The organism is Myxococcus sp. AM010 (genome assembly GCF_013372585.1).
Lineage (GTDB): Bacteria > Myxococcota > Myxococcia > Myxococcales > Myxococcaceae > Myxococcus > Myxococcus vastator.
Genome location: NZ_JABXEO010000095.1, coordinates 1 through 22,605 on the forward strand (window position 1 = coordinate 1; position 22,605 = coordinate 22,605).

Here is a 22,605-nt window from a genome sequence, read left to right on the forward strand (position 1 = left end):
GTCCCGCCCCACCCAGCCAGCCACCAGGAGGCCTTCGACCTCGGAATTCCGCGGGGTTGGAGTGGGGTTCTGCTGGCGAACAGGACTATACAGGCGTATAGGTGGGCACTGTTGGAGAGTGCGCAACCCCCCGAATTCGTTCCCAATGTCAGGGTGGCATGGTAGTCCCGGCGCCCTGTTACATACCTCTGCCCCCCAACGCGAGGAGTGCGCGGGTCGCGCGCCGCGTTCGAGGTGCGGGGCGTTCTCACCTGTGGATTGACGACCATGCTCGGAGAAGCCGAAACGAAAACGCGGAAGAAGCAGGGGGCCGGGGGGGGCGGCAACGGAGGGGGTGGCTCCGCGGGCGGCAGTGGTGACGGTTCCGTGCCGGCCTCACTCGCGGACGAGGCGCGCCGCCGGTACATCAACTACGCCCTGTCGGTCATCACCTCGCGCGCCCTGCCGGACGTGCGTGACGGCCTCAAGCCGGTGCAGCGCCGCATCCTGTTCGGCATGTACCACGACCACCGGCTGACGCATGAAGCCAAGTACCAGAAGTCCGCCAAGGTGGTTGGCAGCGTCATGGGTCAGTACCACCCGCACGGTGACTCCTCCATCTACGAGGCGCTGGTGCGCATGGCGCAGGACTTCTCGCTGCGCTACCCGCTGGTGGACGGCCACGGCAACTTCGGCTCGCTCGACGGCGACGGCGCGGCGGCCATGCGCTACACCGAGTGCCGCCTGGCGATGCTGTCCAGCGAGCTGCTGACGGAGCTGGGCAAGAAGACGGTGGCCTACCGGCCGACCTACGACGGCACCTTGCAGGAGCCGGTGGTCATCCCCGCACGGGTGCCGCAGCTGCTCATGAATGGCACCACGGGCATCGCCGTGGGCATGGCCACCAACATCCCGCCCCATCACCTGGGCGAGCTGGTGGACGCGCTGGTGGCGCTCATCGAGAACCCGCAGCTCGTGACGAAGGACCTGCTCAAGTGGGTGAAGGGTCCCGACTTCCCCACCGGCGGGCAGATCCTCAACGACAAGAAGGAGCTGCGCGACATCTACGAGTCGGGCCAGGGGAGCATCCGGATCCGCGGTGAGTACAAGCTGGAGGACCTCAAGCGAGGCGGCCAGCAGATCATCATCACCTCCATCCCCTACACGGTGAACAAGTCCACGCTGGTGGCCAAGTTCGGCGACCTGGTGCGCGAGCGGAAGCTGCCGCTCATCACCGACGTGCGCGACGAATCCACCAAGGACGTGCGCATCGTCCTGGAGCTGAAGAAGGACGCCAACCCCGAGCTGGTGATGGCGTACCTGTACAAGCAGACGCCGCTGCAGACGAACTTCGGCGTCAACCTCACCTGCCTGGTCCCCATCAAGGACAAGCCCGAGCTGAGCGCGCCCGAGCGGCTCAACCTCAAGGACATCCTCTGGTACTTCCTCACCTTCCGCTTCGATGTGGTGACGAAGCGCTTCGAGCACGAGCTGGGCGAGCTGCTCCGGCGCGTCCACATCCTGGAGGGCTTCGAGAAGGTCTACGACGCGCTCGACGAGATGATCAAGATCATCCGCGCGTCGGAAGGAAAGCAGGACGCGGCCCGGAAGCTCATCGCCCGCTTCAAGCTGGATGAAGCCCAGGTGGACGCCATCCTGGAGATGAAGCTCTACAAGCTGGCCCGCCTGGAGATTCTGGTCGTGGAGAAGGAGCTCAAGGAGAAGCGCGCCGAAATCAAGCGCATCCAGGGCATCCTCAAGGACAAGAACAAGGTGTGGAACACGGTCCGGGACGAGCTGGGCGAGATGAAGGCCCGCTACAATGACAAGCGCCGCACGCGCATTGGCGGCGCGGGCTCCGAGGAGATGGAGTTCAGCGCCGAGGCGTTCATCGCGGACGAGGACGCACACGTGGTCATCACCCGCGACGGCTGGGTCAAGCGCGTGCGCGAGGTGAAGGACCCGTCCACCACCCGCCTGCGTGAAGGCGACGCGGTGATGGCGGTGCTGGCCGGCAGCCTGAAGGCGAACCTGGTGCTGTTCAGCAACTTCGGCACCGCGTACGTCACCCGCTTCAACGACGTGCCCGCCTCCACGGGCTACGGCGAGCCGGTGCAGAAGTTCTTCAAGTTCGACGACGGCGAGCGCGTGGTGTCCGCCCTGTCGCTGGACGCGCGGCTGCCGCGCCCGCAGAAGCTGGTGGGCGTGACGAAGCAGGGCCTGGGCATGCGCTTCCTGCTGGAGCCGCACCTGGAGGTCTCCACGCGCGCCGGCCGCCGCTACGCGAAGACGGGTGAAGGCGACGAAATCATCGGCGTGCAGCCGGTGACGGACCGCGACCTGCTGGCGGTGCTGACGGAGAAGACCAGCGCCCTGGTGTGCAAGGTGGCGGAGGTCAACGAGCTGGCGGGCCCGGGCAAGGGCGTCACCGTCATCAAGGTGGACGGCAATGACCGGGTGGTGGACTTCCTCGCCGCGTCGCCCTCGCAGAAGGACGCGAAGCTGGAGTTCGAGACGCAGAAGGGCCGCAAGCTGCACCTGTCCCCGGCGAAGTACGGGTTGACGGGCCGCGGCGGCAAGGGCCACGAGATGTCGAAGCGCGACGCCGTGAAGGAGGTGGCGCGCCCCGTCACCTTCATCCCGTTGCCCGAGAAGAAGGACTAGGCAGAGGACGCCATGGCGACGAAGAAGGAAACCTACACAGGCGCGGACATCCAGGTCCTGGAAGGCCTGGAGCCGGTGCGCAAGCGCCCGGCCATGTACATCGGCGGCACCGACAGCACGGGGTATCACCACCTGCTGTGGGAGATCCTCGACAACTCGGTGGACGAGGTCATCAACGGCTACGCCACCACGGTGGAGGTGACGCTCCACAAGGACTGCCGCAGCGTCACCGTGGTGGACAACGGGCGAGGCATCCCCGTGGACATCATGCCCAAGCACAAGAAGCCGGCCGTGGAGGTCATCCTCACGACGCTTCACGCGGGCGGCAAGTTCGAGCAGGGCAACTACATCCACTCCGGCGGTCTGCACGGCGTGGGCAGCTCGGTGGTGAACGCGCTGGCGCGCAAGCTCGTCGTGGAGATCAAGCGCGATGGCAAGAAGCACGTCCAGACGTACGCGCGGGGCAAGGCCACCAGCACGCTGAAGGCGGAAGGCGCCACGCGGGGCACGGGTACCGCCGTCACCTTTGAACCGGACCCGGAGATCTTCGGCGACAAGCTGAAGTTCGACGCGGAGATGGTGCGCGAGCGACTGGAGGCCAAGAGCTACCTGCACAAGGGCATGACGGTCGTCTGGAAGGACGAGACGTCCAGCCCGCCCACGTCGGTGACGTACAAGCACGACGGCGGCATCGCGGAGTACCTCACCAAGGTGGTGACGGAGCGGAACAAGCCGCTGGTGCCCGCGGGCAGCGCGGCCTTCTACCACTCGCGTGACAACGGGGTGCGGCTGGAGGCGGCGCTGGCGTGGACGGAGGCCACCGACGAGCACATCCGCTCGTACGTCAACGGCATCCCTACCCCGCTGGGCGGCACGCACGAGGCGGGCCTGCGCGGCGCGGTGGTGAAGGCGGTGCGCAACTACATCGAGACGCACGGCATCGCGCCCAAGGGCGTGACGCTCACCGCGGAGGACATCCGCGAGGGCATCACCGCCATCCTGTCCACCTACGTGGTGGAGCCGCAGTTCCAGGGCCAGACGAAGGGGCGGCTCAACAACCCCGAGGTGTCCGGCCAGGTGGACGGCGTGCTGCGTCCGGCGCTGGAGAAGTGGCTCAACGACAACAAGTCCATCGCCGAGTCGGTGGTGGCCCGCATCGTCCTGGCCGCCCGCGCGCGCGAGGCCAGCCGGGCCGCGTCCCAGGCGGTGAGCCGCAAGACGGCGGTCAGCCACCGGCTCAACCTGCCGGGCAAGCTGGCGGACTGCTCGTCCACGGACCCGGGCCAGAGCGAGCTGTTCATCGTGGAGGGTGACTCCGCAGGCGGCTCCGCCAAGCAGGGCCGCGACAGGCGCACCCAGGCCATCCTCCCGCTGCGCGGCAAGGTGCTCAACGCGGAGCAGGCGTCCACCGACAAGGTGACGACGAACAAGGAGCTCCAGGACATCGTGTCCGCGCTGGGCTGCGGCATCGGCTCCGACTTCGACATCAGCAAGCTGCGCTACGGCCGCGTCTTCCTGCTGATGGACGCCGACAGCGACGGGCACCACATCGCCACGCTGCTGCTCACCTTCTTCTACCGGCACCTGCGCCCGCTGATTGAGAGCGGCGCCATCCACATCGCCCAGCCGCCGCTGTACCGCGTGGACATTGGCAAGGAGACGTACTGGGCGCTGGATGAGCCGGACCGCGACCGCATCATCAAGGAGAAGACGAAGGGCAACGCCAAGCCCAACATCATGCGCTTCAAGGGCCTGGGCGAGATGACGCCCGACGAGCTGAAGCAGACGACGCTCGACCCGAAGAACCGCATGAGCCTGCGCGTCACCATCGACAAGCCCCTGGAGACGGACCGGCTCATCAACGACTTGATGGGCAAGGACGTCAGCGCCCGCTTCCGGTTCATCATGGAGCGCGCCAGCGAGGTCCAGGACCTGGACGTCTAGTCAGGGCGGAATCACCCGCGCGGGTCCCTCCCACCCCGGAGGGCCCCGCGCGCAGCAGGGCTTTTGAGACGGAGCCCTGGCTCGGCTAGCATCCGCGCCGTGACTACGTTCCGCCGAACCTCCCTGCTGCTCGCGCTCCTGCTGGCCACCTCTCCCGCCTACGGGCAGTCCTCGCGGAAGAAGAAGTCCAGCAAGAAGCCCCCCTCCACCACCCAGCCGGTGAAGACGACCAAGGCCCCCCCGGCGGATGACGCGGACAGCGATGAATCCGCTGAGCCCCGGATTTTCGGCTCTCCGAACGACAACGACGAGACGTCCGTCACGCCGCTGGTGTCTCCGGACGCCCCGGCCGTGGCCACGCCCGCGCCGGAGCCGGGCGCCGCGGGTGAGCCGGCGTTGGCCAGCGCGGCGGTGACGGCCGAGGGGCCGGTGGCGCTCTTCGCGGTGGCGCGGACGTCCACGGTGGAGGAGGTCGCGGTGAAGCTGGAGGGCGACCTGCTGAGTCGGCTGAAGGCGAGCGGCGTGCCGCTGGTGGACCTGGGCGCGGCCTTCCCGCCGTCCCCGCCGACCTCGCTGACGCGCGCGGACACGCTCTTCGAGCAGGGCCGCACGGACTACGACAACCTGGACCCCGAGGCCGCCGAGGCGAAGTTCGTGGCCGCGGCGGAGGCCTATACGAAGCAGCCGGCGGAGCTGAGCCCGGAGCGGCTGGCCAAGACGTACCTGTTCCTGGGCGCCTCGCGGCTGCTCAACGGCGACTCCGCCGGCGGCCAGGAGGCGTTCAAGCGCGCGGTGGTGGCGGAGCCGTCGATGACGCCCGACACCGCGCTCTTCGGGCAGGACGTGCTGAAGGCCTTCGACCAGGCCCGCGCCGAGGTGACGGCGCGGCCGGCCGGCACGCTGGTGGTGGAGTCGCAGCCGGCGGGCGCCAGCGTCCTCGTGCGTGGCCGGGCGCTGGGCGTCACGCCGCTCAAGGGCGTGGAGCTGCCCGCGGGCCAGCACCCGGTGGTGGTGTCCCTTCCCGGCTACGCGGCCTTCGCCCAGTACACTGACATCGCGTCCGCCAAGAGCACCGAGGTGAAGGCGGCGCTGGAGCCCACCCCGGGCCTTTCCGCCGTGCGTGACGCGGCGGTCCACGCCAGCACCGAACAGGCCTTCGAGCGCGACACGCCGCCGCCCGAGGCACGCGCCATTGGTGAGCGGCTCAACGCCCGCTACGTGGTGCTGGCGGCGGTGGACCGCGGGGACGAGGGCTACCTCCAGGCCGAGCTCCAGGCGTGGGACCTGCGCTCCAACGCGCGGCTGCGCGGGGTGGAGATTTCCCTGGTGCCTGGCGCGAAGAAGAACGGCCCGGACGCGGCGGCGGACCAGGTGCGCGCCTTCGTCACCGGCGTCGCGGCGCCCCGGGTGGCGGAGGGCGGCAGCTCGTTCTCCACCCTCATCAAGCGCCCGTGGTTCTGGGCGGTGGTCGGCGGCGCGGCGGCGGTGACGGCCGGGGCCGTCTTCGTGGCGACGTCCCAGGACAAGGGCCGCCCGTTCAACCCCGTCTCTGGTGGAGTCGGATTCTGAGGCGGAGCCGCGTGTTGAATGCCCGGACCGCCTCCCGCGTCGCCTGTTTCAGAGGTCACCCCATGAAAGCCGCCCTCGCCCTTGTCCTCCTCCCCGCGCTGGCCCTCGCGGCCCCGCCCCAGGCGCGCCGCGTCAGCACCCTCCTGGTGCCCATGGACCCGGCCTCCGAGGCCTCCAGCGTGCAGATGGAGGGCTACATGAACGACGCCCTCAGCCACTTCGCCGGCATGAAGGTCCGCAAGTCGGAGGAGCTGTTCGGCATGCCGGAGGACGCGGCGGCCCGGGCCTCGCTGGAGCGCGGGCGCAAGGGCTACTCGGAGAGCCTGTCCGCCTTCGACAAGAAGGAATACGAGGAGGCGGAGCGCAAGGTGCGCGCCACCCTGAAGGAGCTGCAGGGGGCCGCGGGCGCCATGCGCGGGTGTTCACCGCTGTGTGACGCGCTGGCGCTGTACGCCGCCGTGCTGCACCTGCGCGGCGAGGTGGAGGAGGCGAAGCTGGCGCTCATCGACCTCATCGCGCTGTCCCCCACCCATGAGCTGTCCCCCAAGCGCTTCACGCGCGAGTTCCTCTCCCTGCGCGTGCAGGTGGCCACCAGCCGCACGTCCCAGCTGCGCGGCACCGCCACGGTCAACTCGCGGCCCGCGGGCGCGCGCGTGTACGTGGACGGCGAGGCCGTGGGCTACACGCCGGTGACGCTGCCCGCGCTGCCCATTGGCAAGCACCTGCTGCGCGTGGAGCGCCCGGGCTTCCAGCAGTACGGGCAAATCATGGAGGTGGCCACCGACGACACCGAGGTCACCGCCAGGTTGGTGCCTACCTCTTCGTACAAGGCCTACGACGCGAAGCTGGACCGGGTGGCGGGCGAGGTGAACCGCGCCGGTGAGAAGGCGTCTGGCGTGGCGGCCATGGCGCAGTCACTGGGGCTGGACCGGGTGATGCTGGGCACTTTGCGCGCCAATGGCGAGGGCACCGAGCTGACGCTGGGCTACTACGACGCGCGCACCGGCCAGAGGATGGCGGGGCGGCGCATGTCCGTCCAGGGCGATGAGTTCGGCCAGCTGAAGCAGGAGATGGAGCGGGTGGTGAACCACCTGGTGAACAACATCGGTGAGAAGGTAACCCGGAGCAAGGACCCCTTGGACAGCCGCGGCGGCATGGAGGACTGGTCGTCGGAGGACCGGGGCGGCCGTGGCAAGGCCCAGGACAAGCAGAGCAAGCCCGGCGACGACCCGCTCGACGGTGTGTCCGGAACCGAGGACTGGTAGCGCAGAGCGCTTGTCCCGGGACGGCGGAAGCCTAGAGTCCCGGGGCGTATGCGCCTGCTCGCCCTCCTGCTCCTCCCCAGCCTCGCGCTCGCCCAGACGAGCGTCATCAGCCAGCCCGCCCTGCCCTCCCGGGGGCTGACGCTGCCGCCCACGGGCGCCGCGCTGGTGGACGAAGCCACTGCCCTGTCGCTCAACCCCGCGGGCCTGGGCTTCGTCGAAGGCAGCCAGCTCTTCTACCTGCACGAGCGAAACCTCGTGCATGACGGCCTGGGAGACGGCGTCTTCCTGGCCACGCGCCTGCTCGGCATGGGCCTGGGCGGCGCCATGGAGTGGATTCGTGGCCGGGCGGAGCCGGACTACCGCCGCACGTCGCTGGGCCTCTCCCTGGGCACGCGCACGCTGCAGCTGGGCGCCTCGTGGCACGCCTATGGTTCGTCCAACCGGGACATCGACGCGCTCGACACCTTCGACGTGGGCCTCACGGCGCGACCCCTGCGGGCGCTGTCGCTGGGGGCGGTAGTGCGCGACGTCAACGCCCCCACCGAGGCCACGCTGGCGCTGAAGCGGCAATACAACCTGGGCCTGGGCGTGCGCCCGCTGGATGAGCGCTACACGCTGGGCGTGGACTGGCGCTTCTCCGAAGGCGCGTTCCGCCAGGGCCAGGCGACGTACACCCTCAACGCGGAGGTGGTTCCGGGCCTCCGCCTGGGCGCGGGCATGTCCCACGGCTTCACCTCCGGGGTGCCCATCGCGCTCCAGGTGGCGGCCACGGTGGACACCTCGCACCTGGGCCTCACCTACGCGGCGGGCGGGACGAACGCGGGGCTGGACCACCTGGTGGCGGTGCGCCTGTCGTCGGAGACGTACCGCTCCATCGCGCCGCGCGCCGGCGTGGTGACGCTGCTGGACTTGAATGATGCCTTGAGCGGCGGCACCAGCCCCGTCCTCTCCTGGCTGGGCGTCAGCGAGGCGGACCCGTACCTGCGGCTGACGCGGTGGCTGGATCTGGCCACCCAGGACGACCGGCTGGCCGGCGTGGTGGTGAAGCTGGAGAGCCTGCCCGGGGTGAGCTGGGGCAAGGCGGAGGAGCTGCGCCAGGCGCTGCTGCGGCTGCGCGCGTCCGGCAAGCGGGTGATGGCGGTGGTGCTGTCCACGGACGACCTGGGCTACTTCGTCGCGTCGGCGGCGGACCGCATCTACGCGCTGCAGGAGTCGATTCTCTACATCAACGGCCTGGCCGTGCACCTCCAGGCGTACGGCGGGACGATGGAGAAGCTGGGCGTGCACTGGGACGTGGCGCGGGTGGGCCGCTTCAAGACGGCCCCGGAGCAGCTCACCCGCACCGAGCCCAGCGACGCCGCCCTGGAGTCCACGAACGCCTACCTGGACACGGAGGTGGCCGTCTACGAGAAGGCCGTGCAGGAAGGCCGCAAGGTGCCCGTGGAGCGGCTGCGCGCGCTGTGGGCCCTGGGCCTGCCCCACCCGAAGCGCGCGGTGGAGCTGGGGTTGATGGACGGCATCATCTCCTCGACGGAGCTGGACAAGAAGGTGGCGGAGTTGGTGCCGGGCGGACGCTTCAGCACCACGTACGCGCCGCGCGACGAGCGCGATGGCCGCTGGGCCCGCCGGCGCCGCATCGCCGTGGTGCCGGTGCTGGGCGACATCATCGGCGGACGCAGCCGCGAGGACCCGCTGGGCTTCAGCCGCCTCGCGGGCGCGGAGACGGTGATGCGCGCGCTGGAGCAGGCGCAGTCGGACCCGAGCGTGGCGGCCATCGTCGTGCGCGTGGACTCGGGCGGCGGCGAGGTGCTGGCGTCACACCTGATGTACGAAGCCGTGCTGGAGGCGGCCAGACACAAGCCCGTCATCGCCTCCATGGGGGACATGGCCGCGTCCGGCGGCTACTACGCCGCCATTGGCGCGCACGAGGTGTTCGCCCTGCCCACCACCCTGACGGGCAGCATCGGCGTCTTCTACATCAAGCCCGCCTTCGAGGGCCTGCTGGGCGGGATGCTGGGCGTGCACCAGGAGAGCCTGACCCGCGCGCCGCTGGCGGACATCCTGGACGTGTGGCGCCCCTGGACGCCGGAGGAGCAGGAGGCGGCCCAGGCGTGGGCGGACGCGTCCTACGACAGCTTCATCACCCAGGTGGCGCTGCGGCGGAAGCTGGACAAGGCCAAGGTGGACGAGGTCGCCCGCGGCCGGGTGTGGAGCGGCCAGGACGCGCTCGCTCGCGGCCTGGTGGACAAGCTGGGCGGGCTGATGGAGGCGGTGGACTCCGCGCGGCTGCGGGCCGGAGTCCCTCCGGACGAGGAGCTGGACCTGGTGGTGATGGGCGAGGCCCGGGGCTTCCTCTCCGCGCTGGGCGGTGAGCCCGGGGTGCGCGCGGCGCTGTCCCTGCTGCCCGCGCAAGAGCCCGTCCTGCCCGAGTCCCTGCGGGCGCTGGCCCGCTCGGCGGGGCTGAACCTGCTGTTGCTCCAGCCGGGCGTGAAGGCGATGGTGCCCTTCCAGATAACCGTCCGCTGAGGCCCTGGCGGCGGCCCTGATTCGGCAAGGAGGGGTCGGGCGGACGACACCTCGCGAAAAAAGCGGCGGCGCCGTCCCCGGCCTCTGTTACTGTTACCCCTGCACCTCGGACGGCTTTGGGCCGCCAGGGTGCTCCAGGAACCGGCGGTTCGGCTTGCTTGTCACCAGGGCCCCGCGTCCGCTTCCTGTCCCACGGCCTGAGTCACCTTGCGTCCCCGCCCTCCTCCTGGAGCGGCCGCCCGGGGCGCACACAGTCTGGAACTTTCATGAGCGAAAACCCCGATAACCGCGACCCACGTGATGCCCCCCCTGTTCCCGCCGCCCGCGCCGTGGCGCCGCCCGAGCCGGACGACGACGGTGGCGACGAGGGCGACGACGAGGGGCCTGATGACGGTGATTCCAGCGCGGGTGGCGCACAGGGCGGCGCCCCCGGGCAGGCCACCGGCCGCCGCCGCCGCCGTCGGCGCCGTCGCCGTGGCGCGCAGGTCCTCTTCACCCCGGACGGCCAGGCCTACCGGATGCAGCCGGGAGCGGACGGGCAGCAGGTCCAGGTCTTCCTGACGCCGCAGGAGCTGGAGCAGCACCGCCAGCGGCAGGCGCAGCAACAACAGCAACAGCAACAACCGCAGCCGGCGCACGGCGGCGGGGGCCAGCAGCACGCGCGCCACGCGCAGCACGGGGGCGGCGGCCAGCAGGCCTCGCAGCAGGCGAACCTGTCGCCGGTGGAGGGCGTGCTGGACACGGAGGCCAAGGGCCCCAACGCCTTCCTGCGTCAGCTCAAGCGCAGCCTGCTGGCGGCGCCGGACGACCCGGAGCTGCCCAAGAACCTGGTCCAGAAGCTGCGGCTGCGGCAGGGCCAGTACATCACCGCCTTCGCGCAGATGCGGGGCCACAAGGGCGTCATCCAGAAGGTGGACACGGTGGACGGCCGGCCGCTCGAGGGCGCGCCGCGGCTGCCGCACTTCGCGGACCTGACGTCGGTGGACCCCACCGAGCGGCTCAAGCTGGAGAGCGGTCACAAGGAGATGGTGACGCGGGTGCTGGACCTCATCTCGCCCATTGGCAAGGGACAGCGCGCGCTCATCGTCGCCCCGCCCAAGACGGGGAAGACCATCATGCTCCAGCGCATCGCCCAGGCCGTCCTCTCCAACCACCCGGAGTGCCACGTCATGGTGGTGCTCATCGACGAGCGTCCGGAGGAAGTGACGGACATGCGGCGGAGCATCAAGGCGGAGGTGCTGGCCTCCAGCTCCGACCGCCCCACCGCGGACCACCTCAAGGTGGCGGAGCTGGCCCTGGAGCGCGCGCGCCGGCTGGTGGAGTCGGGCAAGGACGTGGTCATCCTCCTGGATTCGATTACGCGGCTGGCCCGCGCCTTCAACAAGGAGGTGGACAACTCCGGCCGCACCATGTCCGGCGGCGTGGACAGCCGCGCCCTGGAGCGCCCCAAGCGCATCTTCGGCGCCGCCCGCGCGACGGAGGAGGCCGGCTCGCTGACCATCATCGGCACGGCGCTCATCGACACCGGCAGCCGCATGGACGAGGTCATCTTCGAGGAGTTCAAGGGAACGGGTAACTCCGAAGTCACCCTGGACCGGCTCCTGGCGGAGAAGCGCGTCTTCCCCGCCGTCAACATCGCCCAGTCCGGCACGCGCAAGGAGGAGAAGCTCTTCACCCTGCGCGAGTACGAGAAGGTGAAGAAGCTGCGGCAGATGCTCTTCTCCGTGAAGCCGGTGGAGGCCATGGAGGCGCTCGTGAAGCGGCTGTCCCGCTACACGTACAACGACGAGTTCCTCGACGAGCTGTAGTCCCCGCTTCGGGAGTGGTACGGCGGGCCCGGGTGTGCGTTAAGGTGGCGGCATGATTCAAGGCTCGGGCCGCTGCCACTACCACCCGGAGCGCGCCGGCCTCGGCGTCTGCGTGGAGTGCCGGCGCGTCATCTGCCGGGAGTGCACCACGCAGTTCGAGGGCATCAACCGCTGCGCCAACTGCCTGGCCCAGCGCCTCAAGGCGCTGGAGGGCCCGGGTGAGCGGCGCGAATGGTCGGCGGGCAACGTGGTGCTGGCCCTGATGAGCCTGGCGCTCGTCTGGGGCGGAGTCCTCCTGATAGCCCAAGCGGCGGCGAGCTGACCCATGGCCGTCTCCGCGCTCGAACTCCGCCCGCGCAACGCGGTGGCCCTGATGGACGCCGCGCTGCGCCTGTGTACCCGCAACGCGGGCGTCTGGGCCCTCACCCTGCCCGGCGGCGCGGCCGTGGTGGCCGCCGTATTGTACCTGGCGGAGTCGGTGCGCATGGGCTGGCCGCTCGTGGTGCCCTCGCTGCTGCTGACGCTGGCGTGGTTCCTCCGGGGCCTGGGCCAGGGCGCGACGTGCCATTACGTGCAGGAGCTGCTGCTGGGCACCCAGGGCGAGCCTTCCGCGGGGGCCTCGCTCAAGGCGGCGCTGGGCCGGATGCCCGCGCTCTTCATCGCCGTGGCGTACCTGCTGGGACTCAACACGCTGGTGGTGATGGTGACGGGAGGCTTCGGCTACCTCCTGCTGCAGTCCCACGGGGTGGGCTACGCGGCGGTGATGCAGGGGCGCGGCGGTCCGCTGAAGCTCTACGACACGTGCTCACGGCTGCTGGGCCCGGCGCGCGGCACGGCGATGTGGGTCCGCATCCTCATGTCCGTGCAGGTGCTGGCCTTCTTCAACCTGCACATCGCCTTCAACTTCCTGCTACTGCTGGGCCGCAAGCTGGTGGGCGTGGACCTGACGTTCGCGGAGCGCTACGCCTCGCTGGACAACGGCCAGTGGCTGCTCTTCCTCGCGGTGACGACGTTCGCCCTCTTCGAGCCGGTGCGCGCCGCGACGGCCACGCTGCTGCTGGTGGACGGGCGCGTGCGCCAGGAAGGGCTCGACCTGCTGGCCAGCGTCCAGCAGCTCCCTTCCCGGGAGTTGGGGCGCCCCCTGCCCCCGCCGGGCGCGACGCGCGGCGCGGCGATGCTGGCGGTGGTGCTGGGCCTGGGGCTGCTGACGCCGGCCCAGGCCCAGGCCCAGGCCCAGGACACCGAGGCCGCGCGGCCCCTGGCCTCCACCGAGGCGCTGCGGCGGCTGGGCGAGGTCGCGGAGGCGTGTGAGGCTGCGACGGCGGAGGACGCCGCGGGCCTGTACGCGCCCCTGGAGTCCCTGGGGCCCGGCGAGGCCGTGAAGCTGGACCGCTTCGTGCGCCGCGTGGAGCGGCAGGCCTTCGACGAGGAGGACTGCGACAAGGCCCGCGCCACGTTGACGCAGGGACTCACCACGCTGGGCGCCACCGTGGACGCCCAGGCCCGGGCGGACGCGCGTGCCGCCGCCGCGCGGGCGAAGGACATCCTGTCCCGGCCCGAGTTCGCGGAGGCCGCGCCGAAGGCGGAGAAGGACGCCCCGGAGCCCACGGCCCCCAGCGAGCCTCCAGGCTGGTGGCGGCGCTTCATCGACTGGCTGGGGGAGCTGCTGAAGAAGTGGTTCGAGCGGGACCCGGTGGAGGCGCGACAGGAGACGGCCCCACCTGTCCTCAGCGGCGTCAGCGTGGCCAACGTGCTGGTGGTGGTGCTGGTGACGCTCACCCTCGCGGTGCTGGGCGTGGTGCTGCTGCGGGCGCTGAACCGCGACAAGCGCCGCGCGGGCGCCGACGGCGTGCAGGTGTCCACGATGGACGCGTCCACGCTGGCGGGGGACGCCCACCACGCGCTGTCCCGGCCTCCCGAGGGCTGGGCCCACCTGGCGGACGAGCTGGCCGCGCGGGGCGCCTACCGCGAGGCGGTGCGCAGCCTCTACCTGGCGCTGCTGTCCCGGCTCCACCGCGACGGCGCCATCCTCTACGACGAGACGCTGAGCAACTGGGACTACCTGTCTCAATTCCGGGGCCGCGCGGAATGGAAGGCCCCCTTCCGCGAGCTGACGCGGCGCTTCGACTTCGCCTGGTACGGCAACCTGCCGGTGGGCGTGGACGGCTACCGCGAGTTCCGCGCGCTCACCGAGCCCCTGCTGGCCGCGCCGGCGCGCCCGGAGGTGGCCGGTGCGTGACCGCTTCCCATTGCTGGTGGTGGGGGGCCTGCTGCTCACCGCGGTGCTGACCACCTTCCTGGTCCGAGGCGCCCGGCGCAACGCGTTCGCGGACACGCTGTCCACGTACCGCGCGCAGGAGGACGGCGCGCGGGCCCTGTACCTGTTGGCCCAGGAGAGCGGGCTGCCGGTGACGCGCCGCATGGCGGACCTGCGCATCGTGTCCGGACTGGGGACGCCGGTGCTGCTGGCAGTGGAGGTGTCCGGCGCCTACGAGGACGACCCGGACCAGACGGCGCTGGCCGCCGAGCCCGACGCGGGCCTGGACGACGAGCACGTCCCCCGCACCGGCTTCAACGCCTTCCGCGCGGCCGCGCTGGACGACGATGAAACCGAGCAGCTGCTGACGCACGTGCGCGAGGGCGGCAGCGCCATCTACGTGCCGTGGGGCTCGCGGGAGAACCCGGTGCTGCGCGCCTTGAACGTGAAGCTCTTCAAGGCGGACACCACCCTGCCCATGCGCACGCTGGTGCCACCCCAGCCCACGCCGTACACGCTGGGCGTGGAGCGCGTGGAGGCGAAGGTCCAGGCCTACCTGGAGCTGCCCGAGACGGCCGTCCCCGTCCTGGAGGATGAGCGGCTGGGCATGTTCGTGGCGGCGGTGGTGCCCTACGGCCAGGGCCGCGTGCTGGTGGTGGGCGCCCCGGAGCTGGCCATGAACCAGGCGCTGGCGCGCGCGGACAACGCGCAGTTCTGGCTCAGCACCCTGGCGTCGATGGGCCCCGGCCCCATCGAGTTCGACGAGTTCCACCACGGCTTCACCAACGAGCGCTCGGTGGTGGACTTCGCGCGCCGCTACGGCCTGCACTTCGCCGTGTTGCAGCTGCTGCTCGGCGTGGCGCTGTGGTCGGTGTCGCTCAAGCGCTTCGGCCGCCCGCAGCCCCCGCCCGAATCCTCGCGCGTGGGCGCCACCGACGCGCTCTTCGCCATGGGCCGGCTGTACCGCGAGGGCCGGCACCACGGCTTCTCCGCCCAGCTCATCCTCCGGGGCCTCACCCAGGACCTGGCCCTGCACGCGGGCCTGCCCGCGCACGCGTCCGCGGACGCGGTGGCTCACGGGCTGCGCGAGCGTGGCCGCGCGGACCTGGCCCAGGGGCTCGAGGCGCTCACCACGGACAGCCGCGCGGTGACGCGCGACACGGACCTCCAGCAGCTCGCCGAGCGCGCGGCGCGGCTGCGACAACGCCTTCATTCCGCCGGCGGCGCCCGGCCCAGCCCTCCCGAAACGACATGAACGACACCCTGGCCGTCCCCTCCCCCGCCCCGGCGGGTAACGCCGTGCAGGCCGCCCACGCCATCCGCGAGGCCGTGCTGTCCGAGGTGCGCAAGGCCGTGGTCGGCCAGGACGAGGCCCTGGAGCTGATGCTCTGTGGCCTCATCGCCGGTGGCCACATCCTGCTGGAAGGCGTGCCCGGCGTGGCCAAGACGCTGATGGCCAAGGCCCTGTCGCGCAGCATCGGCGCGGAGTTCAAGCGCATCCAGTTCACCCCGGACCTGATGCCCGCGGACATCCTGGGCACCAGCGTGTTTGATTTGAAGACGCAGGGCTTCACGCTGGTGCGCGGCCCCATCTTCACGGACCTGCTGCTGGCGGACGAAATCAACCGCGCCCCGGCGAAGACGCAGTCCGCGCTGCTGGAGGCGATGCAAGAGCGCTCGGTGTCCATGGAGGGCCGCGTGCTGTCGCTCTCCCCGCTCTTCACCGTGTTCGCCACGCAGAACCCCGTGGAGTCCGAGGGCACCTATCCACTGCCCGAGGCGCAGCTCGACCGCTTCCTGCTGAAAATCGAGGTGGGCTACCCCGCGCCGGAGGAGGAGGACGCGATCCTGGCCGCCGTGCACCGGGGCTTCGACTCAGGCGACCTGCAGCGCGCGGGCGTCAACGCCGCGGTGACGAAGGACGGGCTGCTGGCCGCGCGCGGCGCGCTGAATGAGGTGACGGTGGAGCCGCCGGTGCTGGCGTACGTCCGAAAGCTGGTGGCGGCCACGCGCGCCTCCAGCCGCATCCGCCTGGGGGCCGGGCCTCGCGCGGGCGTGCACCTGCTGCTGGCGGCCAAGGCCCTGGCGGCGCTGCGCGGGCGCGGCTTCGTCACCCCGGACGACGTGCGCTTCCTGGCGGCGCCCGTGCTGAAGCACCGCCTGCTGCTGTCGCCGGACGCGGAGCTGGACGGGGCCACGCCGACGGACGTGCTGCGCGAGGTGGTGCGCGGCGTCGAGGTCCCCCGGTGATTCCCACCGCGCGCCTCTGGGTGCTGCTGGCGCTGCTCGCGCTGCCGATGATGCTGGCGGGCTTCAGCCCCGGCATCGGCGGCGCCGTGCTCGCGCTGGACGCGCTGGTGCTGGCGCTGGCGGTGCTCGACGTGCTCACCGCGCGCAGGGCCCGGCTGGAGGTCCACCGCGTGCTCCCCGCGCGGCTCAACGTGGGCGTGGCCAACAAGGTGGTGGTGCGGCTGATTCACCGCGGCGACGGCGCCGTCCAGGTGCGCGTCCGGGACGACGTGCCGGACGGCTTCGCCGCCACGCCGGACGAGGCCCCGCTGCACCTGCCCGCGCGGAGCGAGTCGCGCTGGGTGTACCGGGTGACGCCCGTGAAGCGGGGCCGCTTCCAGTTCGGAGACGTACACGTCCGCGTGCGCGGGCCGCTGGGGCTGGTGTCCCACGAGCGCGTGTTCCCCGCGGCGCAGGACATCGCCGTGTACCCGGACCTGCGCGGCGCCAACCGGCTGCTGCTGTCGGGCGCGGCGCTGGACCTGGTCAACCTGGGCCTGCGGCAGCTGCGGCGGGACGGGCGCGGCAGCGAGTTCGCCCGCCTGCGCGACTACGCCCAGGGTGACAGCGTGCGGGACGTGGACTGGAAGGCCACCGCGCGCCGGGGGCGGCCGGTGACGCGCGTGCTGGAGTCGGAGCGCTCGCAGTCCATCCTCATCTGCGTGGACGCGGGCCGCTCCATGGCCGCGCAGGTGGACGGGCTCACCAAGCTGGACCACGCGGTGAACGCGGCCCTCTTCCTGGCCTTCGTGGCCGTGCGCAACGGGGACCGCGTGGGGCTGGCCGTCTTCGCGGACGGCGTGAAGGCCTACCTGCCGCCCGCGGCCGGGCGCACGCAGTACCGGAAGATCGTGGACACGCTCTACGGCACCACGCCCAGCCTCACGTACGTGGACTACCTGGCGCTCTTCAAGGAGCTGAACCTCCGCCTCACGCGCCGCAGCCTGCTGTGCGTCTTCACCGACTTCCTGGACGAGGAGCAGGCCTCCACCATGGTGGCCCCGCTGCACCGCCTGGCGCGGCGTCACGTCCCCCTGTGCCTGTCGGTGAAGGACACCGCGCTCCAGAAGCTGCTGCGCACGCCGCCGCCCAGCCCGGAAGAGGCCTTCCAGCACGCGGTGGCCTCCGAGCTGCTCACCGACCGCGAGGTGCTCAAGGCGCGGGTGAGCCAGGGCGGCGTGCAGATGCTCGACGTGCAGCCGGATGAGCTGAGCCTGGCCGCCGTCAACCGCTACCTGGACATCAAGGCGCGCGGCGCGCTGTAGCGCCCGAGGCCACGTCCGGCACCGGGGCGGGCAGCGGCAACCACCCCGTGAAGCGGGTGTCCGGGACGTTGCCCCGCACGCGGTGCAGCACCTGCTTGAAGCGGGCGTAGACGCGGAAGAAGCGCTCCAGGCCCGCGCGCTCGGCGGCTGTCAGGGGCGCGGCGGCGCACACCACCTTCGGGTCTCCCCGCCCCGCGTCCACGAAGCCGATGACGCCCACCACCGGCACGCGAAGCCGCTGGCCCAGCGGCAGCCGGGGCCCCATCACCACGGCGTCCAGCGGGTCGCCTTCATCCGACGTGAGGCCCGGGATGCTGCCGTAGTTGTACGGGCACGGCAGCGGCGACACGAAGTCCACCGCCCCGTCCGCGCGGCGCTTCACGAAGGAGAAGCGCGGACACTCGATGAGGACCTCCGGCGCGCCAGGCAGCGGCGGCAGCCACAGGCGCTCATCCATGGGCGGACTCAACGCCGCCCCCTGGCGCCGCGCGGCCCCCACGCAGCCAATCCGACAGCAGGTACGCGTACACGCCCGCGCCCACCGTCAACGCGAAGGACACCTTGAACGCCACCGACAGCTTGGGCGGATGAACCTGGGACACCGTGCCCTCGATGAAGCCCGCGAGCACGAACAGGACGAGCGTGCCGAACAGCAACCGCACCGCCGTCACCGCCTCCTGTCGCACCGCCTGTCCACGGGGCAGTCCTCGCGGGGCCACCATGCCTCGCGCAATCACCAGCCCCGCGGCGCCCGCGATGCAGATGGCGGTGATTTCCGGGATGCCGTGCGGAAGAATCCACGCCCAGAACCAGCCCGCCATGCCCTTGGCCGCATAGACTTGCGCGAGCGCGCCCAGGAACAGGCCGTTGACGAAGAGCATGATGGCCGTGCCCAGGCCCACGGTGATTCCCAGCGCGAAGGCCAGGAAGGCCACCTGGATGTTGTGGGTGAAGAGGTAGGTGGTGAACTGGGCCTGGTCTCCCACCGACATGCCGTCCCCCGCGGCCTCGTTGGCCGCGCGCTCGATGGGGTCCAGCTTCAGGTGCTCGGCGGGCACCAGGTAGTGCGCCGCGTCGGGGTCCACCATCATCCCCGCGTAGCCGAAGCCCACGCCCGCCAGCAGCATCAGCAGCGACGCCACGTACATCCGCCACTCGCGCCGCATCAGCGCGGGGAAGCCCCGTGCCACGAAGCCCCACACGTCCGCCAGGCGCGGGCGCCGGCCCGGGTACGTCAACGCGTACGCCCGGCCCACCAAATCGTTGAGGTAGGCATTCACGTCCGCCGAGCCACTGCGCGCGCGCACCCACAGCAAGTCACTGGAGACGGCGCGGTACAGCCGGCCCAGCGTCCTGGCGTCCTCCAGGCTCAGCGCGCGCAGGCCGTGGGCTTCGGACCTGTCCAGCAGCGACTCCAACTGCTCCCAGCGCGGCTTGCGGGACTCGATGAACTCCGCCATCTCCATGGGCCGGCACTCTACCCCAGTGACGCGGCGGGCCACCCTGCCCTCCGCTGACGCTTTGTGGGAAAACGGGGGGCCATGACGTGTCGGATGGTGCTCCTGGGATGGCTGCTCGCCCTGTTGTCGGGATGCACGAGCATGCGCGCCCTGTGTCCCCTGGAGGGAGGCCGCCCCTGGGTGGAGGTGCGCAGTCCCCACTTCACCGTCCGCACCAACCTGGACGCGGAGACGGCCGAGGAAGCAGCCCAGGAGCTGGAGCTGCTCCGCGAAGGCCTGCTGCAGGCCTGGGGCGGCAGCTTCGACCCGCCAGGCACGGTGGACATCATCGTCCTCCACAACCGCAGCGCGCTGGAGGAGTTCACCAACATCCGCATCGAGGGCTTCTCCACCCACACCGAGGACGGCCCGCTGCTGGTGCTGGCCGGGCACGCCTACGCGCTCAGCGAGGCCACCGCGGACATCACCACCCAGGCCCATGAGCTGACGCACTACCTCTCCGAGCTCGCGCTCGTCCGCCAGCCGCGCTGGCTGTCGGAGGGACTGGCCAGCTACCTGGAGACCATCGCCCTCAGGCCGGAGCGGCGCGAGGTCATCCTCGGGCGCATTCACGGGGCCTTCTACAACCAGGTGCGGCGGCACGGCTGGCGCACGCTCGACGAGCTCTGGGAGTGGGACAGCAAGGGGCTGCTCGGCACCGCCGAGTCGCGGCAGTACTACGCGTCCTCGTGGCTGTGGGTGCACTTCTTCATCAGCCGGCACGGCGCGCGCTTCGAGGACTTCCAGAAGCGCCTCATGCACGGCGAAGAGCCCCAGCGAGCCTTCGAGGCCGCCTTCCGCGGCGCGGAGGACCTGGCCGGCGAGCTGAACGGCTACGTGCGCCGCTCGGGCCACATGAACTACCGCACCATCACCGCGCCGCTGGCGCCCGTGACGAGCCCGCTCCAGACGCGCCCCATGCGCGCGGCCGAGGTCCACGCCATCCGCGCGCAGCTCTTCCTGATGACGCCCGGCGCGTCCCCCATGGAGGAGCGGCTGCCCCACATCGAACGGGAGATGGCGGAGGCCACGCGCGAGGAGCCCGGCAACGTGGACGCCATGCTGCTGCGCATCCGCTCCACGGAGGACCCGCTGCGCAGGCTCGCCGTGGCACGCGAGCTGGTGGAGCGCCACCCCGACAGCGGGCACGCGTGGAACGCCCTGGCGCGGGCGCTGGACGCCGCGGGCAACACGTCCGACGAACAGGAGGCCGCGAGGCTCCGCGCGGTGGAGTTGCTGCCCGGCAGCGTGAGCGCCCAGAATGGGCTCGCCGGCTACTACGCGCGCACGGCCCAGCCCCAGAAGGGCCTGACGGCGGCCCAGCGGGCCCTGTCGCTGGCGCCAGGAAACGCGTCGGTGCTGGACACGTGGTCCACCCTCCTCTTCCAGCTCGGCCGCTGCCCGGAGGCGCTGGACGCCCAGCAGCTCGCGGTGGACATGCTCCACGAAGGCACGCCGCAGCGGCTGCGGCGGACCGTGCACGACACGCTGGCCCGCTACCAGGCCGTGTGCGGACCCGATGCCCGCCCCGCCGCGGCGCCTACCCTGGACACGCCCTGAGGCCTCGGCCCCGCTGAAACGACGAAGCGCCGGAAGGGCCCAGGTGGGCTCCTCCGGCGCTTCGGGGTCCTGCGGAAAGACGGCGAGGACTACTTCAGCAGCTTCTCCAGGGGCTTCTTCTCGCTGCTCGACTGGTCCTTGGTCCAGTCCACCACCGGCGTCTGCCACGCCATGCCCGTCTCCGTGGGCTCGGGGGCCAGCTTCTCGAACTCGAAGCCGTCACCGCCGAAGTAGAGGTACTCCACCGTGGCGACCGAGTACTCCTTCTTCGGGTCCAGGGCCTTGCCCTTGGCGTCCTTGAACTTGCCCTTGCCCGCGGCCGTGAAGCCGGAGACGAGCGCGTTCGGGTTGGCCAGCTGACGGGCCAGGTCCTCGCCCTTCAGCTTCACCACGAGGAGCGTGTTCTCGAAGGGCATCACCGAGTAGATGCTGCCGCGAGTCACCGGGCCGGCGGGCAGGTCGCCGCGGATGCCGCCGCTGTTGAGGACGGCCGCGTCCGTGCCGAGCACGTTGCGCACCGCGCCCGCGACCCACTTCGCCATCTGCGGCGACGACTGGGGGATGCCGGCCTTGGAGAAGCCAATCTGCTGGCCCAGCGCCTCGTCCAGCTGCGACTTCCACTTGCCCACCAGCTGCGCCGTCTCCGCGTCCGGCGAGCCGCCCGACACCTCGACGACCTTCGTCTCCAGGCCGGTCAGCTTCTCACCCGCGGGCTTCGCCGGGTCGAAGGTGACGTGCGCGCGCAGGTACTTGCCGAAGCCACGGTCCAGCGACACGAAGCGGGTCGCGCCGTCCTTCAGGTCGACGGGCTGCGCGCAGCGGCCACCGGCCACCAGCGCCACGTTCCACTCGGGGTGCTTCGCCACCGCGGGCTGCAGGTCGGTGACGCACTCGTCGGCGAGCACCACGACCACGTCCGCGCCGGCCTTGCGGGCCTCGGGAATGGCGGTGGTGAGCGCCTCCTCGTAGCCCGTCACCTCCAGGCCATCCGCGCGGCCGGGCATGGCGGTGCGGACCGTCTTCTCGGACGCCAGGCCCACCACGCCAATCTTGAGGCCGCGGCGCTCGAAGAGCTGGAACGCCGGCATGGACAGGTCGCCCGCCAGCGCCGGGTCCTTCACCTTGAGGTTCGCGGCGAGGAACGGGAAGCCGCCCGCGCTGCGGTTCTTGAGGAAGGCCTCCTTGCCGAAGGCCAGCTCATGGTTGCCCAGGGCGGAGGCGGCGTAGCCCATGCGGCCCATGACCTCGGCCGTGGGCGTGCCCAGGAAGAAGGAGGAGATGGCCGGGCCGTTCCAGTGGTCACCCGTGGCGAGCGCCAGCGTGCTGGCGTCCGCGCAGGTGGGCTGGCCATCCTTCACGGGACCGGGACAGTGCTTCTCATCGGCCACCCAGCGGCCGAGCAGCTCCGCGGCGCCGCCCTTGCCCTCTGAGGGCTGGAGCTGGCCGAACGCGCCACCCGTCACGAGCAGCGTGACTTCAGTCGGAGCAGCGGGCGCCTTGGCTACCGGCGCGGCGGCCGGGGGAGGAGTGGGATTGCTCTTCTCGCAGCCGGCGATGGCACCGAGGGCGAGGACCAGCACGCCGGACAGCGGCTGGCGGAAGGGACGAGGACGGAGAGGGTTCGCGCTCACAAGTGCGCCTTTAGCACAACTCGGCTCGTGCTACGCTGAGACACGTGGCTGACAGCGACACGCCGCACGGCGGTTCCTCACCCGAAGGCAAAGTTCACAAGCACACAGAGCAGGGGTTCGCCAGCCAGGGCGAGGCCCGGGCACGCGAGCTCTGGGGAGAGGTGAGCGCGGGTGCGCGTCACTTTTCCTTGAAAGACCGGAAACCGCCCGAAGGCCGCCTGCGCCAGTTCTTCTACGGCATGGGCCTGCCGTTCCACATCGGTGGAGCGCTGCTGGGCGATCCGATCGCGCGCAAACAATACATCCGTGTCGGGTTTCTCCAATCCATTGCAGCGTTGGCATTGGCCTT

The 22,605-nt window shown here is 71.1% G+C and carries 16 protein-coding genes; 12 read left to right on the top strand and 4 right to left on the bottom strand.

Annotated features, from left to right (window positions below; all coding sequences use genetic code 11):
* Positions 1-267 precede the first annotated feature (267 nt).
* From HV826_RS30965 to HV826_RS31015, 11 genes are all read left to right on the top strand, one after another.
* Positions 268-2,643: a DNA topoisomerase (ATP-hydrolyzing) subunit A gene (locus tag HV826_RS30965; protein WP_176420664.1), complete on the top strand. Its 2,376-nt coding sequence runs from the start codon at positions 268-270 to the stop codon at positions 2,641-2,643.
* Positions 2,644-2,655: 12 nt separating this feature from the next.
* Positions 2,656-4,587, top strand: coding sequence for a type IIA DNA topoisomerase subunit B (locus HV826_RS30970; protein ID WP_176420665.1), 1,932 nt, complete (start codon positions 2,656-2,658; stop codon positions 4,585-4,587).
* 99 nt (positions 4,588-4,686) lie between these two features.
* Entirely contained in the window at positions 4,687-6,156 is a 1,470-nt protein-coding gene (locus HV826_RS30975) for a PEGA domain-containing protein (RefSeq protein ID WP_368671030.1), read from the top strand.
* A gap of 62 nt (positions 6,157-6,218) precedes the next feature.
* The gene (locus HV826_RS30980; RefSeq protein WP_176420667.1) at positions 6,219-7,421 is read left to right on the top strand and encodes a PEGA domain-containing protein; all 1,203 of its coding nucleotides are present in this window, start codon (positions 6,219-6,221) and stop codon (positions 7,419-7,421) included.
* A 48-nt stretch (positions 7,422-7,469) separates the two neighbouring features.
* The gene (gene sppA, locus HV826_RS30985; protein WP_176420668.1) at positions 7,470-9,947 is read left to right on the top strand and encodes a signal peptide peptidase SppA; all 2,478 of its coding nucleotides are present in this window, start codon (positions 7,470-7,472) and stop codon (positions 9,945-9,947) included.
* A 266-nt stretch (positions 9,948-10,213) separates the two neighbouring features.
* Positions 10,214-11,755: a transcription termination factor Rho gene (gene rho, locus HV826_RS30990; protein ID WP_176420669.1), complete on the top strand. Its 1,542-nt coding sequence runs from the start codon at positions 10,214-10,216 to the stop codon at positions 11,753-11,755.
* A gap of 52 nt (positions 11,756-11,807) precedes the next feature.
* The gene (locus tag HV826_RS30995) at positions 11,808-12,077 is read left to right on the top strand and encodes a hypothetical protein (protein ID WP_176420670.1); all 270 of its coding nucleotides are present in this window, start codon (positions 11,808-11,810) and stop codon (positions 12,075-12,077) included.
* 3 nt (positions 12,078-12,080) lie between these two features.
* Positions 12,081-13,994, top strand: coding sequence for a DUF4129 domain-containing protein (locus HV826_RS31000; protein ID WP_176420671.1), 1,914 nt, complete (start codon positions 12,081-12,083; stop codon positions 13,992-13,994).
* On the top strand, positions 13,987-15,267 hold the full coding sequence (locus tag HV826_RS31005) for a DUF4350 domain-containing protein (RefSeq protein ID WP_176420672.1): 1,281 nt from the start codon (positions 13,987-13,989) through the stop codon (positions 15,265-15,267). The genes HV826_RS31000 and HV826_RS31005 overlap by 8 nt, the downstream gene beginning before the upstream one ends.
* Positions 15,264-16,262, top strand: a complete 999-nt coding sequence (locus HV826_RS31010; RefSeq protein WP_176420673.1) for a MoxR family ATPase — start codon at positions 15,264-15,266, stop codon at positions 16,260-16,262. Before HV826_RS31005 ends, HV826_RS31010 begins: the two co-directional genes overlap by 4 nt.
* Complete coding sequence (locus HV826_RS31015) at positions 16,259-17,566, top strand: DUF58 domain-containing protein (RefSeq protein ID WP_176420674.1); 1,308 nt, start codon at positions 16,259-16,261, stop codon at positions 17,564-17,566. Before HV826_RS31010 ends, HV826_RS31015 begins: the two co-directional genes overlap by 4 nt.
* On the opposite strand, the gene HV826_RS31020 is transcribed toward HV826_RS31015, so the two are convergent.
* Positions 17,544-18,023: an inorganic diphosphatase gene (locus HV826_RS31020; protein WP_176420675.1), complete on the bottom strand. Its 480-nt coding sequence runs from the start codon at positions 18,021-18,023 to the stop codon at positions 17,544-17,546. The two genes, HV826_RS31015 and HV826_RS31020, sit on opposite strands and share 23 nt — an antisense overlap.
* Complete coding sequence (locus HV826_RS31025) at positions 18,016-19,032, bottom strand: stage II sporulation protein M (RefSeq protein WP_176420676.1); 1,017 nt, start codon at positions 19,030-19,032, stop codon at positions 18,016-18,018. The genes HV826_RS31020 and HV826_RS31025 overlap by 8 nt, the downstream gene beginning before the upstream one ends.
* 75 nt (positions 19,033-19,107) lie before the next feature.
* Here HV826_RS31025 and HV826_RS31030 point away from each other — a divergent pair, with 75 nt between their 5' ends.
* Positions 19,108-20,625, top strand: coding sequence for a hypothetical protein (locus tag HV826_RS31030; RefSeq protein ID WP_255208488.1), 1,518 nt, complete (start codon positions 19,108-19,110; stop codon positions 20,623-20,625).
* A gap of 89 nt (positions 20,626-20,714) precedes the next feature.
* On the opposite strand, the gene HV826_RS31035 is transcribed toward HV826_RS31030, so the two are convergent.
* On the bottom strand, positions 20,715-22,256 hold the full coding sequence (locus HV826_RS31035; RefSeq protein WP_176420678.1) for a bifunctional UDP-sugar hydrolase/5'-nucleotidase: 1,542 nt from the start codon (positions 22,254-22,256) through the stop codon (positions 20,715-20,717).
* 77 nt (positions 22,257-22,333) lie between these two features.
* Positions 22,334-22,579, bottom strand: a complete 246-nt coding sequence (locus HV826_RS37595) for a hypothetical protein (RefSeq protein ID WP_255217502.1) — start codon at positions 22,577-22,579, stop codon at positions 22,334-22,336.
* Positions 22,580-22,605: the final 26 nt, after the last annotated feature.